Raw genomic sequence first — 16,058 nt, forward strand, 5'->3', positions numbered from 1 at the left:
CGAGGTGACCCGGTGAGCGCTCTGTCGCTGCTGCCGGCCCGGCGTTCCGTACCGGGCGTGTTCGTGGCCCTGACCCTGACCCTGACGATCGGCTGGCTGGTCGTCCTGCTCGACGGTGGTCAGCTCTTCAACCAGTCCACGACGGTGAGTCTGCTGCATGTCGCCGCCGGCCTCGGGCTGGTCGCGGTGGGCCAGACCCTGGTCATCCTGGGAGGCTCGCTCGACCTCTCGGTGGCGTACGTGATCAGCCTCAGCACCCTCGTCGCGGCCGAGACGATGAACGGCAGCGACGGCGCGGTGCTGCCGGCGATCGGTCTGGTGCTCGTCGTCAGCGCCGGCGTCGGGCTGCTAAACGGGCTCCTCGTGACCAGGTTCCGGGTCAACGCGTTCATCGCGACCCTCGGCGTCGGGCTGCTGCTCAAGGGCTACCTCGACAACGGCTACGACGGCCCGGCCGGCACCACAGCACCCTCGTTGGTGCAGGCGCTCGGTTACCAGCGCGTCGGGCCGGTGCCGGTGTCGTTCCTGCTGCTGATAGCGGTCACCGCGGCGGCCTGGTTCGCGCTCTCGCGGACCCGCTTCGGCCACCACCTGGTCGCCGTCGGCGGGGATCCGGAGGTGGCCCGACTCTCCGGCGTCCGCAACGACCGGGTCCTCGTCACCGCCCACGTGCTGTGCTCGATGTGCGCGGGGCTCGCCGGCATCTACCTCGCCAGCCGGCTCGGCTCGGGCGCCCCGCGCGTCGGCACCGAGGGCCTCTACGACCTGGAGTCGATCGCCGCTGTGGTGATCGGCGGTACCGCCCTCGCCGGTGGGCGTGGCGGTGTCATCGGCACTGTCGGTGGCGTGGTGCTGCTGGCCAGCATCGACGCCATCTTCAACCAGCTCGAGGTCGACGCCTTCTTCAAGCAGGTGATCCGGGGCGTCATCATCATCGCTGCGGTCGCCGTCTACGCCCGCCGGGCCATGCGAAAGGCGGCCTAGCCATGCAGACCGTCCAGCCCCGTTCTCTGCCGCTGCGTCTGCCGCGGATGCGTCCCGGTGGTGTCCTGCCGATCCTCGCGATCCTCGCGGTGCTGTTGGTGCTCGTCGGCATCCGGCAGCCCGACTTCCTGGCCCCGCAGTCGCTGATGTCCTTCCTCGGTCGTTCGGCGCCGATCATCCTGCTCGCCGCCGGCCAGTACTTCGTGATCGTGTCCGGCGAGTTCGACCTCTCGGTCGGTTCCCTGGTCACCGCTCAGGTGGTGGTCGCCGCCCGGCTGATCGACAGCGACCCGTCGCGTACCTGGCCGGTGGTGCTGCTCCTGCTCGCCTTCGGGGCACTGGTCGGGCTGGTCAACGGCCTGATCACGACACGGCTGCGGGTGCCGTCGTTCATCACCACCCTCGGCATGTTCCTGATCCTCGTCGGCGCGGTCTACCTGTGGTCCGACGGCGCCCCGAAGGGTGGGCTCTCCGAGGAGTTCCGGCGGTTCGGCCGGCGGGCCTTCGAGGACGTGCCGGTGCTGGGCCGCGTGCCGTACGCGCTGTTGGTCCTGGTGGCCCTGGCGGTGGCGGCCGTGCTGCTGATGCGCTCCGACTTCGGCCGGACACTGGTCGCCGTCGGCGACAACCCGCGCACCGCCGAGCTGAGCGGCGTACGCGTGTGGCGTACCCGGACCTTCGCCTTCATCCTCAGCGGGCTCGCGGCGGCGGTGGCGGCCATCCTTCTGGGCGGCTACAGCGGCGTGTCGTTCCAGGCCGGGGCCGGTCTGGAGTTCGGTGCGATCACCGCTGTCGTCCTCGGTGGGGTGGCGCTCGGCGGAGGGCGCGGCGCGGTCGTCGGGGCGATGCTCGGCGCGCTGACCCTCGAACTGCTGTTCGCCCTCATGAATTTCTACGGCGTCTCCGGCGCCCTCAGATCGACCGTCCAGGGCGGGATCATCCTGCTCGCCGTGGCGGTCTCGGCAACGCGTTCTTCGTCGAGATAAAGGGGAAACCATAGTGCGACGTTCCATGGCGGCGATTGCCGCTGTCACAGTGCTGTCCCTCGCCGCCTGTGCCACCGACGAGCCGGCCGCGAGCCCGTCGGGAAGTGCATCCGCCGCCACTGGGTCCGGCACCGGGGACCAGTCGAAGTTCTTCGTGCAGGCCGACTACGACGCCGAGCTGGCGCTGCTCGACGCGGCACCGACCGGCCCGGCCGACAAGCCGTGGGAGCAGGTGCTCAACCCGACGATGGTCGACACCGCCAAGTTCAAGAAGAACGGCCCACACAAGATCTGCTTCTCGAACGCGGCCCTGAACAACCCCTGGCGGCAGGTCGGTTTCAAGACCATGCAGGCCGAGGTCGAGGCGCAGAAGAGCCGCATCAAGGAGTTCGTGCACGTCGACGCCGAGGGCAAGGACCAGAAGCAGATCGCGGACATCAACGATCTGCTCGGCAAGGGCTGCGACGCGCTCATCGTCTCGCCGAACACCACCGCCACGCTCACCCCGGCCGTCGAGGCGGCCTGCAAGGCCGGGCTGCCGGTCGTCGTCTTCGACCGTGGTGTCAACACGAAGTGCCCGGTGACGTTCATCAACCCCATCGGCGGTTACGGGTTCGGCCACGTCGGGGCCGAGTTCGTCAGCCAGAAGATGAAGCCCGGCGGCAAGGTCCTCGCCCTGCGGATCCTGCCCGGCGTCGACGTGCTGGAGACCCGCTGGTCGGCGGCGAAGGTGGCGTTCGACAAGGCGAAGGTCGACGTCGTCGGTGTCGAGTTCACCGATGGTGATCCGGCCAAGACCAAGAAGATCGTCGACGACTACATCCAGCGGTACGGCACTATCGACGGGGTCTGGATGGACGCCGGAGCGGTGGCCGTCGCGGCGGTCGAGGCGTTCCAGGACGCGGGCAAGCCCGTTCCGCCGATGAACGGTGAGGACCAGCTCGACTTCCTGAAGATCTGGAAGGACAAGAAGCTCACCGCGATCGCGCCGACCTACCCGACCTACCAGTGGCGTACGCCGATCATCGCGGCGCTGCGGATCCTCGACGGTCAGCAGGTGTCCAACCCGTGGAAGCTGCCGCAGCCGACCGTCACCCAGGACAACCTGGACCGGTACCTCGACCCGGGTATGCCGCCGCTGCACTACGCGATGTGCGGCTGCACCGACCTGCCCGGTTACCCGCAGCGCTGGAAGTAGGGCCCGATGTACGCCATCGGCGTCAACCCGTGGGTCTGGGCCTCGCCGGTCGACGACAAGGCCCTGGCCGAGCTGATCCCGCGGATCGCCGCGTTCGGCTTCGACGCGGTCGAGTTGCCGATCGAGCAGCCCGGCGACTGGGACCCGATCCGTACCAGGGATCTGTTGGCGGCGCACGGCCTCGTCGCCGCCGGCGTATGCGCGGTCACCCCGCCGGGGCGGGAACTCGTTGACGCCGCACCAGCGGTCGTCGAGTCGACGGTGGCGTACCTCTTGGGCTGCGTGGCGAGCGCGGCGGCCGTCGGCGCTGGGTGCGTCGGCGGTCCCGCGTACGCCTCGGTCGGCCGCACCTGGCGGATGTCGCCGGCGGCTCGCGCGGCCTGCTACGCGGATTTCCGGCGAGCCCTGGCGCCGGTTGCCGAGCAGGCCGGCGAGCTGGGCGTGAGCATCGGTGTCGAGGCGTTGAACCGCTACGAGACGAGCGTCGTCAACACGATCGAGCAGACGATCGAGTTGATCGACGGGCTACCGCCGAACGTCGGCATCATGATCGATACCTACCACATGAACATCGAGGAGGCGGACCCCTACGCGGCCCTCGCGGTCGCCGGCCCGCACATCAAGCACGTCCAGGTCAGCGGCACCAACCGGGGCGCTCCCGGTGCTGACCACTTCGACTGGCCCCGCTTCTTCGCCGTCCTGCGGGACACCGGCTACCAGGGCGCGATCTGCATCGAGTCGTTCACGGCGGAGAACGAGGCCATCGCCACCGCCGCGGCGATCTGGCGCCCATTGGCCCCCTCGCAGGACCGTCTCGCCACGGACGGCCTGCGCTATCTCCGGGAGATCCTCGGATGACCGCCCCGAGCAGCCACCCCCGCGCTGGTCGAGGCCGTTCCACCACCCCCACCCCGTTCTCACGTCAGGAGCACCGTCCCGTGTCCTCGTCCCTTTCGCCGCTGCGCCGACTGCTGGCCGGCGCCGCCGCGACAGCGGTGACCGCAGTGGTCGCGGTAACCGCCTCGGCGTCTCCGGCCCTCGCGGCCACCACCACCCTCTACGCGTCGCCCTCTGGCACCGGCACCACGTGTTCCGCCAGCCAACCGTGTTCGCTGACGGCCGCCCAGACCGCGGTGCGGGCGATCAACAGCGCGATGTCCGGTGACATCGTCGTCGAGTTGGCGAACGGCGCCTACCGGCTCTCGTCGCCGCTGCGGTTCACCGCTGCCGACTCGGGCAACAACGGCTATCAGGTGATCTGGCGGGCGGCCTCCGGCGCACGTCCGACGATCACCGGCGCCCGGGCGGTCACCGGCTGGTCGCTCGTCGACTCCGGAAAGAACATCTGGCGGGCCAACGTCGGTGCCGGGCTCGACTCCCGTCAGCTCTACGTCAACGGGGCCGTCGCCACCCGGGCACGCACCGCCGTCAACCGCTCCGACTTCACCTTCACCACGTCCGGCATGCGGTTCACCAACGGCGCGCTCAGCTACCTCAACAACCTCGGCAACCAGAACCGGGTCGAGGTGGAGAGCGTCGGCTCGTTCACCGACCGGTACTCGCCGGTGCAGAGCATCAGCGGAAACTTCCTGACGATGCAGCAGCCCGCGTGGAACAACAACACCTTCGGGTTCGACACCCTCTCCAGCCCGCACCGCGCCGGCCCCTTCTACCTGACCAACGCGTACGAGTTCCTGGACTCGGCGGGGGAGTGGTACCTCAACCCGAGCAACGGCCAGCTCAACTACATCCCCCTCGCCGGGCAGAACATGAGCTCGGTCAGCGTCGAGTTGCCGCAGTTGCAGTCGCTGGTCAACCTGGGCGGCACCCTCGCCTCGCCGGCACACCACATCTCGTTCAGCGGCATCACCTTCACCGGCACCAGTTGGCTCGGCCCGAGCAGCAGCAACGGCTTCGCCGACCAGCAGACCGGCGCTCACATCACCGGCACCTGGTCCCGGCCTTCCGACGCGCTGACCTCCTGCCAGGCCGGCTGCCCCCAGTTCGAGGCCACCCGGCCGAACTGGAACCAGATGCCCGCCGCCGTGCAGGTCTCCGCGGCCAACACCATCACCTTCAGCGACTCCCAGTTCGTCAACCTCGGGCAGACCGCGATCGGTATCGGCAACGACGCCAACGCCCACGCCAGTGGCGTCGGCCTGGGCGCCAGCAACATCACCGTCACCCGCTCCGAGATCGCCCGCAACTCCGCCGGCGGCGTCGTGGTCGGGGGCGTACGCGCGGACGCCCACCACCCCAGTGACCAGCGCATGGTCAACCGCAACATCACCATCAGCAACAACCGCGTGCACGATCTCGGCCTCGAGTACCGGGGCGTGGTCTCGATCCTGACCACCTACGTGAACACGGCGACGGTTTCGTACAACGAGGTCTACAACATGCCGTACACCGGCCTGTCGGTCGGCTACGGCTGGGGCGCCAACGACGCGGGCGGCAGCCAGCACTACGCGAACCGGGGCCTGTACAACTACCAGCCGCGCTACACCACGGCGACCACCGCTGCCAACAACCAGGTCATCGGCAACTACGTGCACGACGTGATGCAGCAGATGACCGACGGCGGGTGCATCTACACGCTGTCGGCGAACCCGGGCGGGACCATCAACCAGAACTACTGCCTGCGGACCAACGGCTGGTTCGGGCTCTACTTCGACGAGGGCTCCCGCTACTACACCGCCCGTAACAACGTGTTCTCCTCCACCGGTACCTGGGCCACCGCCAACTACTGGTACGCGGAGAACATGGGCAACTTCACCGTCACCAACAACTGGTCGACGAACAACTCCACGAACGTGACCAACGGCGACCGCGGCAACGTGGTCAACGGCAACGTCACGGTGAGCAACGGCAGTTGGCCGTCGGGAGCGCAGACCGTGATCAACTCGGCTGGGGTGCAGAGCGGCGGCGGCACCAACCCGCAGAACGTGCAGATCGTGGGCGCACAGTCGGGCCGGTGCGTCGAGATCGGCAACTCCAGCACCACCAACGGCACGCAGGCTCAGATCTGGGACTGCATCAGCGCGGCCACCAACCAGCGGTGGACCCACACCGCCAGTCGGCAGCTCATGGTGTACGGCACCAAGTGCCTGGACGCCTCCGGCCAGGGCACCAGCAACGGCACCACTGTGGTGATCTGGGACTGCAACGGTCAGTCCAACCAGCAGTGGAACGTCAACGCCAACGGCACGATCACGGGAGTGCAGTCGGGTCTCTGCCTGGACGCCAACGGCGCCGCGACGGCGAACGGCACGAAGCTGATCCTCTGGACGTGCAGCGGCGGCACCAACCAGCAGTGGCAGCTGCGCAGCTGATCCAGTAGCTGGCACCGACAGGTCCGGGCCGGGGCGAGAGGCCTCGGCCCGGACCTGTCCGGTCTACCGTGCCACGTTCGCCCTCGCCGGGTCCACGGCCAACCCGGTCGCGGCCTCGTAGCGGACCGGGATGGGATCGGTGAGTTCCCCGACGAACGTCTCGTCGACGTGGTCGAGGAAGCCGATGAGGGACCAGTCGTCGGCGGGTCCGGGGACCAGCCGGGGCGCGTACAGGTGCGGGTGGGCGAACGGCTGGGCGGACGCGATGTCCCACGGCCCGAGGGTGGTCTCGCCGGTCGCCACCCAGATCCGGTGGTCGTCGCGCCGCGCGCTGCCGGTGGCCTCGGTGGAGAAGATCAGCAGCGGCTGCCCGTCGAGGACCGCCACCTGGGGCACCTCCAGGTGACCGAAGCCAGCCGGAGTCGACAGCGGCGGCGCGACGGTCCAGGTGACGAGGTCGGTGGAGGTGGCGTGGCCGACGACGCCACGGGTGTTCGCCGGACCGGTGTTGGCGCGGGCGGTGATGAGCATGTGCCAACCCTCGCCGTCGGGGTCGGGAAACACCCACGGGTCACGCCACGCCTGCTCGTACCACAGTTCCTTGTCCAGCAGCTCGTACCAGGTGGGGTCTGCCTGGACGACCGGTTCGGTGCCGTGCCGATGCCAGGTCATGAGGTCGTCGGAGACGGCCAGTCCGATGCGTTGGACGAGCCCGTCCTCCGCACTACCGACCCCGGTGTAGAACAGGTACCACCGTCCGTCCGGCCCGTGCACAGTGCAGCCCGTCCAGGTCGCCAGGTCGTCCCAGCTGGGCGCGTCGGCGGGGACCACGGCGTCGGCGACCAGGCGCCACGAGCGCAGGTCCGTCGAGACGGCGTGGCCGATGGTGGCCCGGCGGTGGCGGCGGTGCGGGTCGTGCAGGGCGCGGGACGCGCGCAGGAAGAACACGTGCCAGAGGCCGTTGTCGTCCCGCGCGTACCAGCTGTCCCACACCCAGTGGTCGGGTAGACGAAGCATGGTCGAAAACCTAGCACTAAACCGTTTTAGCGTCGGCCAGAGCCAAACCGCCGGCACGGATCGGCGGGCCCTGGTGGTCAGCCGGCCGGAGGCGCGAGGGACCGGCGTCGGCGCAGGGGCATCGGAACGAGCGAGGGTTCGGTGGCGCCCCCGTCCAGGAGCAGCTCGACAGCTCGCCGCCCCATCTGCTCGTGCGGCAGCGCCGTGGTGGCCAGGCTCGGACGCAACCAGGCCGCTATCGGGTCGTCGTCGAACGAGATGACCGAGATGTCCTCCGGTACGGTCAGCCCTGCCTCGCCGAGTGCCTGATAGGCCCCGAAGGCCAGCCGGTCGTTCATGCAGATGATCGCGCTGGGTCGCTTCGGCTTGCTCAGCAGGCTGCGCATGGCGGCGTACCCGTGCTCGGGCAGCCACTCGGTGCAGAAACACTCGGCCAGGAGGCCGACCTTCGCCTCGTCCAGCGTCTGCCGGATGCCGTGCAGGCGGGCGCGGGCGGCGAGCGAGACCTCCGGGTCGTCCTCCTTGAGTCGGTTGCGACCGATGAGCGCGATCGCATCGCGGTGGCCGAGCTCCAGCAGAGCGGTGGCGACGGAGCGGCCGGCCCCCTCGTCGTCGGGGACCACGCTGGGCAGGCCGTCGGGGCTGGTGGCGTTGAGCAGCACCACCGGGCCCCCGAGGATGGCTGCGGGCACCGTCAGCCGTCGGGTCGCCATCGCCGCGTAGATCACCCCGTCGACCTGTCGGTCCAGGACGGCCTCGATGGCGTACTGCTCGAAGGTGGCGTCGCCCTGCGTCTCGGTGATGAGCAGGACGTGGTCCCGTTCGCGGGCCGCGTCGAGGGCGCCGCGGATGAGGTCGCCGGCGAACCGGGTGGTGGCCACGATGTCGGAGACGAACGCGATGGTGGCCGTCTTGCGGGTGCGCAGGCTGCGCGCGGCGAGGTTGGGCCGGTAGCCGAGCTCCTCGGCGGCGGCGAACACCCGCTGGTGCGCTTCGGCCGAGAGTCGGGTGCCCTCCCTGCCGTTGAGCACCATCGACGCGGCGGTCTTGGACAGCCCGGCTCTCTGCGCGACGTCGGCGAGTGTTGCTCTGTTGCGGCCCATCAGTCCTCCGAATCAGGCGCGGTGCCACAGGCGCCGCTCCCGCCCATCATGATGCGTCGCCGCCCGGGATCGAGCGCCGGTCACGTCGGCGTGGTGTGAACCCGACGTTTCCGCACCGTTGCCAAGTTGTCCTTGACAGCTCCCCGTGCCGCGCGCATGCTCTGCTAAATCAGTTTAGCGACCACTTCTGGTGCATCCAGAGGCGCCTTCGGTGGCCGCGCCGGGTTCTTTTCTGCTGACGGTACGGGTGCTGCGCCCGGCGACAGGTCACGGCGTACGTGTCGTGGCGCCGCGCCGGTCGCGGTGGTCCCGGTGGAGCCGTCGCGCGGCCCTGGGTCGCGGGACGCGTGGAGATGTCAAGGAGTCATGAAATGGCAGAATTGCTGACAAAGTTTCCGCGACGGAGAACGGTGCTCCTCGCGTCGCTGCTGGCTGTCGGAATGACCGCGACGGCCTGCAGCGCGCTGGGCGAGGACCGGTCGTCGACCCAGAAGTCCGATGCCGCCGTCAAGACGGAGCTGGGCACCGACCCGATCACCCTGGACCTGTACGCCGAGACCGGCTTCCCGCTGGCCAAGGCGCTGGCCGACGAGTTCTCCAAGCAGCACTCGAACGTCAAGTTCAACATCCGCGAGGACCAGTTCACTGTGATCGTGGAGAACGCGCCCCGGGTGATGGCCTCGGACAACTCGCCCGACATCATCCGGCTCCCGACCATGGTCGACCTGGTCAAGGACGACCTGCTCAAGAACCTCGACCCGTACTTCACCGCGTACGGCTGGGACAAGTTCCCCGCCTCCCAGCTCATGCAGCTGCGCGTCGGCGAGAACACCCGGGGCACCGGCTCGCTGTACGGGATGGGGCTCGGCTACAGCGTCACCGGCGTCTTCTACAACAAGAAGCTGGCCAGCCAGATCGGCATGACCCAGCCGCCGGCCACTGTCGCCGAGTTCGAGGAGCTGCTGGCCAAGGCGAAGACCGGTGGCGTCCAGCCGATCATGCAGTTCAACAAGAACACCGCGGGCATCAACTTCCCGCACCAGGCGCTACAGAACCAGTTCGGCGACCCGACCCAGGTCGCCGACTGGATCTTCCAGAAGCCGGGGGCCACGTTCGACACCCCGGCCGCACTGAAGGCCACCCAGACCATCCAGAAGTGGGCCCAGGCCGGCTACTTCACCAAGGACGCCAACGCTCTGGACTACGCGGGCATGGTGGGGGAGTTCCAGAAGGGCAACGGCCTGTTCATGTTCAACGGCGACTGGGAGTCGGCCAACCTCGACAAGTCGATGCCCGGCAACGTGGGCTTCTTCCTCTTCCCGACCGAGTCTCCCGGTGGAAAGCACGTGGCGATGTCCGCCCCCAACACCTTCGGCGTTTCCGCCAAGGCCAAGAACCCGGATGCCGCCGCGTACTTCCTGAACTGGGTCCACACCAACGCCAAGGCCCGCGAGATCTCGGTGACCGTCGGCGGCTCCAGCCCCGGTGGGCCGAGTGACCTGCCGGTGCCGAGCGCCGCCCCGAACACCGTGCTGGCCGAGACCCTGAAGGCGTCGCAGCAGCTCGGCGCGGAGAACGGCGCCGTGGACTTCACCGCGAACGCGACCGGCGGCATCTTCGCCGCCGCGATCACGCCGGAGATGCAGAAGCTGATCGCCGGCCAGCAGACGCCCGAGGGGTACGTGAAGGCGGTCCAGGCCGAGTATCAGAAGGAACTGTCCCGATGACGTCTGCCCTCGGCAGCGCACCAACCGGGCGGGACGACCGTCGTCGCGCCCGCCCCACCCCCACGCGGGCCCACCGATTCCGGTGGGCCCGCGCGGCCGGGACCGGCTGGTTGTACGTCCTGCCCGCCCTGGTGATGTACGCGGTGTTCGTCCTGCGCCCGCTCGTCCTGACGCTCCAGTACTCGCTCTACGACTGGAACGGCATCGGGGTCGCCCGCTGGGTGGGCCTGGACAACTACCTGACCGTCTTCACCGACAGCGACCTGCTGAAAATCATCGGCAACGCGATCGTGCTGATCGTCTTCTTCAGCTTCATCCCGGTCGCGCTGGGGCTGTTGGTGGCGAGCATGGTTCGCCGGATCACCACCGGCGCGTTCGGCACCGTCGTCCGGACCATCCTGTTCCTGCCGCAGGTCATCCCCCTGGTGGCGGCGGGCATCGCGTGGAGCTGGCTGCTCTCGTCGAACGGTCTGGTCAACCAGGCGCTGCGTGCGGTGGGGCTGGGTGGGGTCGCCCGCGCCTGGCTCGGCGACTTCGACACGGCGCTGCCCGCCGTCGGCGTCATCGGGGCCTGGGTTCTGCTCGGCCTCTGCACGATTCTGCTGGTCACCGGCATGAGCAAGATCGACCCGGCGCTGTACGAGGCCGCCCGCCTCGACGGTGCCGGTCCGGTCCGCGAGTTCCTCGCCGTGACCCTGCCCAGCCTGCGGCAGGAGATCGGCGTCTGCCTCACCGTGACGATCATCGCGGCGCTGGCGAGCTTCGACATCGTCTACATCTCCACCAGCGGCGGCCCCGGCCTGCAGACCACGGTGCCGGGCCTGGAGATCTACCGGCTGGCCTTCTCGCAGCGGCAGGTGGGGCTCGCCTCGGCGCTCGCTGTGGTCCTCATGCTGCTCGTGCTGGCGTGCGTGCTGCCGATCCAGCGCCTGAGCCGAGGGGAGAAGCCGTGAACCTGAGCCGACGCGAACAGCTGACCGGCCGGGTCTTCCTGATCGCCCTGATCGTCGTCACCCTGCTGCCGTTCGTGAGCATGCTCTCGGCGGCGTTGCAGCCCCGGGGCACCGTTCCCAGCGGGCTCGAGTGGCCGTCCGACCCGCAGTGGGGCAACTTCGCGGACGCCTTCACCGCCGCGAACATGGGCGCCCTGCTCCGCTCCAGCCTGCTCATCGTGGCCGGTGTCGTGCCGGTGTCGGTGCTCATCGCGACCATGGCCGGCTTCGGGCTCGGTCAGTTGCGGGTGCCCGGCGGCCGACTGATCTTCGGCCTCTTCCTGCTGGGTCTGACGCTGCCTTTCGAGGCAGTGGTCACGCCGCTCTACTACCAGATGCAGGATCTCGGTCTGCTCAACACGCGCTGGGCCATCATCCTGCCGCTGATCGGGCTGTACATGCCGTTCGCGGTGTTCTGGATGCGGGCGCACTTCACCAACGTGCCGGTCGAGTTGTCCGAGGCGGCCCGGGTGGACGGCAGCAGCACCTGGCAGCTGTTCTGGCGGGTCCAGGTGCCGCTGGCCCGGCCGGCGATCGCCTCGCTGACGATCCTGATGTTCCTCTGGACGTGGAACCAGTTCCTGCTCGCCATCGTCCTCGTCGACGACGCCACCAAACGCACCATGGCCGGGGCGCTCGGCGCCTTCCAGGGCCAGTGGGGCACCGATCTGGTGCTGCTGTGCGCCGGGTCGCTGCTGATCCTCACCCCGACCCTCATCGTGTTCCTGATCTTCCAGCGACAGTTCATCAAGGCCCTGATCCAAGGGTCAGTGAAGGGGTAGGCAGTGGTCACACAGCCGCAGATCCACGGCGACGTCGACGATCGCTACGGGCGCGTCGCCGACGTCTTCCGCGACAACTTCACCTCCCGGGCAGAGGTCGGCGCCGCGGTCACCGTCTACGTGCGGGGCCGCAAGGTCGTCGACCTGTACGGCGGGGTGGCCGACACCCGTACCGGGCGGCCCTGGGAGGCGCACACGCCGGTCGTCGTCTTCTCCTGCACCAAGGGGATCCTGGCGATCTGCGCCTACCTGCTGGCCCAGCAGGGCCGGCTCGACCTCGACGCTCCCGTGACGCGCTACTGGCCGGAGTTCGGACAGCACGGTAAGGCGGACATCCCGGTGCGCTGGCTGTTCACGCACCAGGCAGGTCTGCCCGCGGTGGACCGCCACCTGACCCTCGACGAGGTGCTGGCGTGGGATCCGGTCATCAAGGCGATCGAGGCGCAGACCCCGCTGTGGAAACCGGGTACGGCGCACGGATACCACTCGATGACCTACGGCTGGTTGGTCGGAGAGGTGATCCACCGCATCACCGGCCAACTGCCCGGCGCGTTCTTCGCCGACACCGTCGCGGGCCCGCTCGGCCTGCACACCTGGCTGGGGCTCCCGGCCGCCGAGAGCGACACCGTCGCCTGGGGCCTGGCACCGCCCCCGGACCCTGACCCGTTCGTGGACCCGGTCGCCGAACGGGGCATCACCATGGGGGGCGCTTTCGCCTTCCCCGCCGACGCCGACGGCCTGGTCAGCTTCAACGACGACGCCATCCGGGCCGCCGGTGTTCCCGGTGCGGGCGCGGTGAGCACCGCCGAGGGCCTCGCGCGCCTCTACGCCGCCTGTGTGTCGGAACTCCAGGGTGGACCGCTGCTCACGGCGGCGTCGGTGGACGACGCGGTAGTGGTTCGCTCGCGTGGTCAGCAGCGGCACGGCCCGCCGGACACCGGGCAGCGCTGGGGCACCGGCTTCCTGCTGCACTCCCCACCGGCCCGGCCCCTGCTGGGTGAGCGCAGCTTCGGCCACGACGGCGCGGGCGGGAACCTGGCCTTCGCCGACGCCGAGCATCAGGTGGGCTTCGGCTACGTGGTCAACCAGATGCGCGGGATGGGCGACGAGCGCGCCAACCGCCTGACCGCCGCAGTCCGCGCCTGCCTCGACGCCTGACCTTCGGCGTCCCCGCGCCACCTCGGTTGATCATGAAGTTGTTGCCCTGACACGCCGTGGCCGGGCAATAACTTCATGATCACCGGGGGCGGGCTATCGGTGGATGAATTGTCCACTGTGGATGGTTGGCGGTGTTGCGGGGATAGTTCGGGCTCGTTTCATCGATAGTCTTGACAGGCGTTGTTAGCGATAACACGATGGCCTTCACGCCGCTCTCGCGTTTGGAGCTCGTTTTGGTCGTGTTGATCCGCTCGCGTGTCCTGAACTTCTCCCGTGCATCCGCTGTGAACAGCCTGGACGTCGTCGCTCAGCACGCCGCGAACACACTGACCCGGCTGGCGTCCACCGTGCGTCCGAGCCACCTCCGTCCACTGTGTGCGCTCGCATCGGCCGCCGTCCTCGTCGGTGCGAGCCTGGTGGCCACCCCCGCCGCCGCGCACGACCCCGACGGATGGTCGCCCCGATCGTCGTACACCTCGACCGACACCGGCGCCGGCACCTACTCGGTGCCGCTGCTCAACGCCGACGTGCCGGACATCAGCGTCGAGCGGGTGCCAGCCGCAGAGAACGACGAGGGCCGCGACCTCTACTACATGATCAGCACGACCATGCACCTGAGCCCGGGTGCGCCGATCATGAAGTCGTACGACCTCGTCAACTGGGAGATCGTCAACTACGTCTTCGACCGGGCGAGCATCGGCGACTCCTTCTCGCTGCGCAACGGCCAGAACTCGTACGGCCAGGGGCAGTGGGCGTCGTCGCTGCGCTACCACGACGGCACGTTCTACGCCGTCTTCAACACCAACAACCTCAGCGGGGCGTACCTCTACCGCACCGACGACATCGAGAACGGCCCGTGGCAGCGCACCGCCCTCGGCCGTGGCCTGCACGATCCGTCGCTCTTCTTCGACGTCGACGGCACGCCGTACATCTTCTACGGCTCCGGCGGCACCAGCGCCGTACGCCTCAACCCCGACCTGACCGCCATCGCGCAGGACTACCCGAACATCTTCACCGCCAACAACTACGCCGGTCAGCCGTTCATCGGCGGTCTGTTCGAGGGCGCGCAGGTCTACCACATCGACGGCTGGTACTACGCCGTCATCATCACCTGGCCGTCCGGGCAGGGGCGCCAGGTGGTGATGTTCCGGTCGAAGGACCTGCTCGGGCGCTACACGTCGGCTGGCGGGGTCAACACCTACGAGGCGCGCGGAGTGCTCAACTCCAACGGCTTCGCGCAGGGCAGCCTGGTGCCGATCAGCCGGGCGGGCGGCGGGACCGACTGGCACGGCATGTTCTTCCGGGACACGTTCCCGGTCGGCCGGATCCCGGCGCTCATCCCCGCCACCTGGCAGAACGGGTGGCCGACCTTCGGCACCAACGGGGCCGTGCCGGTCAACGGCCTGTTCGACAAGCCGATCCGGCTCAGCCCGGCCGAGGAGCTGTTCGAGCGACAGAAGAGCATCGTCGCCTCGGACGACTTCGCCAACGACGCGCCGCACAAGGCGTACCAGGACGAGCAGTGGACGATCCCCGCGCCGCTCGACCCGGCGGAGATCGCCCCCAACGGCTCGCGGCTGGACCTGGCATGGGAGTGGAACCACGCCCCGGACAACCGGTACTGGTCACTCACCGACCGCGACGGCTGGCTGCGGTTGACGGCCGGCACTGTGGTCACCGGCCAGTACGTCTACACGAAGCTGTCCAACCGGGCCGAGCTGGCGTGGTTCGAGGAGGCACGCAACACGCTCTCGCAGCGGACGTTCGGGCCACGACAGTCGGTCCAGACCCGGATGGACATCTCCGGGATGAAGAACGGCGACGTCGCGGGCCTGGCCGCCTACAACCGCGGATTCTCGTACGTGGCGGTCAAGCGCGTCGGTGACGTCAACACCCTCGGCGTGGTGAACCGGTCGCAGCCGTTCGCGGTCGACCTCGACCAGTCGACGCTGGAGAACTTCGTCGCCGGCACGACGGTGTCGCTGGGCGACGCGACCGAGGTGCACGTGAAGGCGGACCTCGACTTCTCCTCGCCGGTCGGCCAGCTGTGGACGACGTTCTACTACAGCCTGGACGGGGTCCAGTGGACCCGGCTGGGCAACCGTGTGGGCCCGCAGGCGCTCGACGGCAGCCTCGCCCACTTCATGGGTCACCGGGTGGGCCTGTTCAACTACGCGACCCAGGAGACCGGCGGCCACGTCGACTTCGACGACTACCTGCTCAGCGACGTGCTGACCGCGCAGGCCCGGCCACTGGACACCACCGCCCTCGATGCGGCCATCGCCCACGCGCAGACACTCGACCCGCGGCACTACCCGGCCGACGCCTGGGCCGCAACGCAGTCCGCGCTCGGGGCGGCGACGTCGGCACGGGCCGGCCAGCTCGGCACGCAGAACCAGATCGACGCACCGGAGCGGGCACTCAGCTACCAGTTGGCCCGACTCGAAGTGCTGGCGGCGCTGCCAGTGACGGCCACCGCCCAGGTGCGCTGCCTGAGCGGCAAGGCGTACCTGGCGGTGAAGGTGCGCAACGACTCGGACGAGCCCGTCGAGATCACCGTCGAAACCCCGTACGGGTACCGGTCGTTCGCCGCCGTCGCGCCGGGGGCGAACGTCTACCAGTCGTTCAACACCCGCGCGTCGTCGGTGGCGGCCGGCTCGGCGACGGTCCGGGCCACCGGGGCGGTCGCCGGCCGGGACGTGACCACCGTCCACGCCGTCCAGCACCCCGCCGACGCCTGCGGCGGATAGCTCCACCACGAGCCCACGGCCCGCCGACC

12 protein-coding genes are annotated in these 16,058 nt (G+C 69.1%); 10 read left to right on the plus strand and 2 right to left on the minus strand.

Translation table 11 applies throughout. The annotated features are described in order from the left end of the window. The first annotated feature begins 12 nt into the window (after nt 1-12). The 5 genes from ACIA47_RS31375 (at nt 13) to ACIA47_RS31395 (ending at nt 6,500) form a co-directional block, all read left to right on the plus strand. On the plus strand, nt 13-984 hold the full coding sequence (locus ACIA47_RS31375; RefSeq protein ID WP_396711964.1) for an ABC transporter permease: 972 nt from the start codon (nt 13-15) through the stop codon (nt 982-984). Nucleotides 985-986: 2 nt separating this feature from the next. Beyond that, on the plus strand, nt 987-1,970 hold the full coding sequence (locus tag ACIA47_RS31380; RefSeq protein WP_396711966.1) for an ABC transporter permease: 984 nt from the start codon (nt 987-989) through the stop codon (nt 1,968-1,970). Nucleotides 1,971-1,983: 13 nt separating this feature from the next. Continuing rightward, entirely contained in the window at nt 1,984-3,168 is a 1,185-nt protein-coding gene (locus ACIA47_RS31385) for a substrate-binding domain-containing protein (protein ID WP_396711968.1), read from the plus strand. 6 nt (nt 3,169-3,174) lie between these two features. Continuing rightward, nucleotides 3,175-4,026 (plus strand): sugar phosphate isomerase/epimerase family protein, encoded by an 852-nt coding sequence (locus ACIA47_RS31390; RefSeq protein WP_203118686.1) that lies wholly within the window; start codon nt 3,175-3,177, stop codon nt 4,024-4,026. An 80-nt stretch (nt 4,027-4,106) separates the two neighbouring features. Next, entirely contained in the window at nt 4,107-6,500 is a 2,394-nt protein-coding gene (locus ACIA47_RS31395) for an RICIN domain-containing protein (protein WP_396711970.1), read from the plus strand. Between the two features lie 63 nt (nt 6,501-6,563). On the opposite strand, the gene ACIA47_RS31400 is transcribed toward ACIA47_RS31395, so the two are convergent. Next, a complete protein-coding gene (locus ACIA47_RS31400; RefSeq protein WP_396711972.1) occupies nt 6,564-7,574 on the minus strand; it encodes a family 43 glycosylhydrolase in 1,011 nt (336 codons plus the stop codon). 20 nt (nt 7,575-7,594) lie between these two features. Then, on the minus strand, nt 7,595-8,620 hold the full coding sequence (locus ACIA47_RS31405) for a LacI family DNA-binding transcriptional regulator (RefSeq protein ID WP_396711974.1): 1,026 nt from the start codon (nt 8,618-8,620) through the stop codon (nt 7,595-7,597). A gap of 371 nt (nt 8,621-8,991) precedes the next feature. Between ACIA47_RS31405 and ACIA47_RS31410 the strand changes: the two genes are divergently transcribed. The 5 genes from ACIA47_RS31410 to ACIA47_RS31430 all read left to right on the plus strand — a co-directional run bounded on the left by ACIA47_RS31410 (nt 8,992) and on the right by ACIA47_RS31430 (nt 16,029). Beyond that, nucleotides 8,992-10,347 carry an ABC transporter substrate-binding protein gene (locus tag ACIA47_RS31410; RefSeq protein WP_396711975.1) on the plus strand — a complete coding sequence of 452 codons (1,356 nt, stop codon included), beginning with the start codon at nt 8,992-8,994 and terminating at the stop codon, nt 10,345-10,347. Further along, on the plus strand, nt 10,344-11,300 hold the full coding sequence (locus tag ACIA47_RS31415) for a carbohydrate ABC transporter permease (protein ID WP_396711977.1): 957 nt from the start codon (nt 10,344-10,346) through the stop codon (nt 11,298-11,300). Before ACIA47_RS31410 ends, ACIA47_RS31415 begins: the two co-directional genes overlap by 4 nt. Then, complete coding sequence (locus ACIA47_RS31420; RefSeq protein ID WP_203118666.1) at nt 11,297-12,121, plus strand: carbohydrate ABC transporter permease; 825 nt, start codon at nt 11,297-11,299, stop codon at nt 12,119-12,121. Before ACIA47_RS31415 ends, ACIA47_RS31420 begins: the two co-directional genes overlap by 4 nt. 3 nt (nt 12,122-12,124) lie before the next feature. Beyond that, a complete protein-coding gene (locus tag ACIA47_RS31425; protein ID WP_396711980.1) occupies nt 12,125-13,279 on the plus strand; it encodes a serine hydrolase domain-containing protein in 1,155 nt (384 codons plus the stop codon). A gap of 284 nt (nt 13,280-13,563) precedes the next feature. Then, entirely contained in the window at nt 13,564-16,029 is a 2,466-nt protein-coding gene (locus tag ACIA47_RS31430) for a glycoside hydrolase 43 family protein (RefSeq protein WP_396711982.1), read from the plus strand. The last annotated feature ends 29 nt before the right edge of the window (nt 16,030-16,058 follow it).

This window comes from Micromonospora sp. NPDC051227, assembly GCF_044455385.1.
GTDB lineage: Bacteria > Actinomycetota > Actinomycetes > Mycobacteriales > Micromonosporaceae > Micromonospora.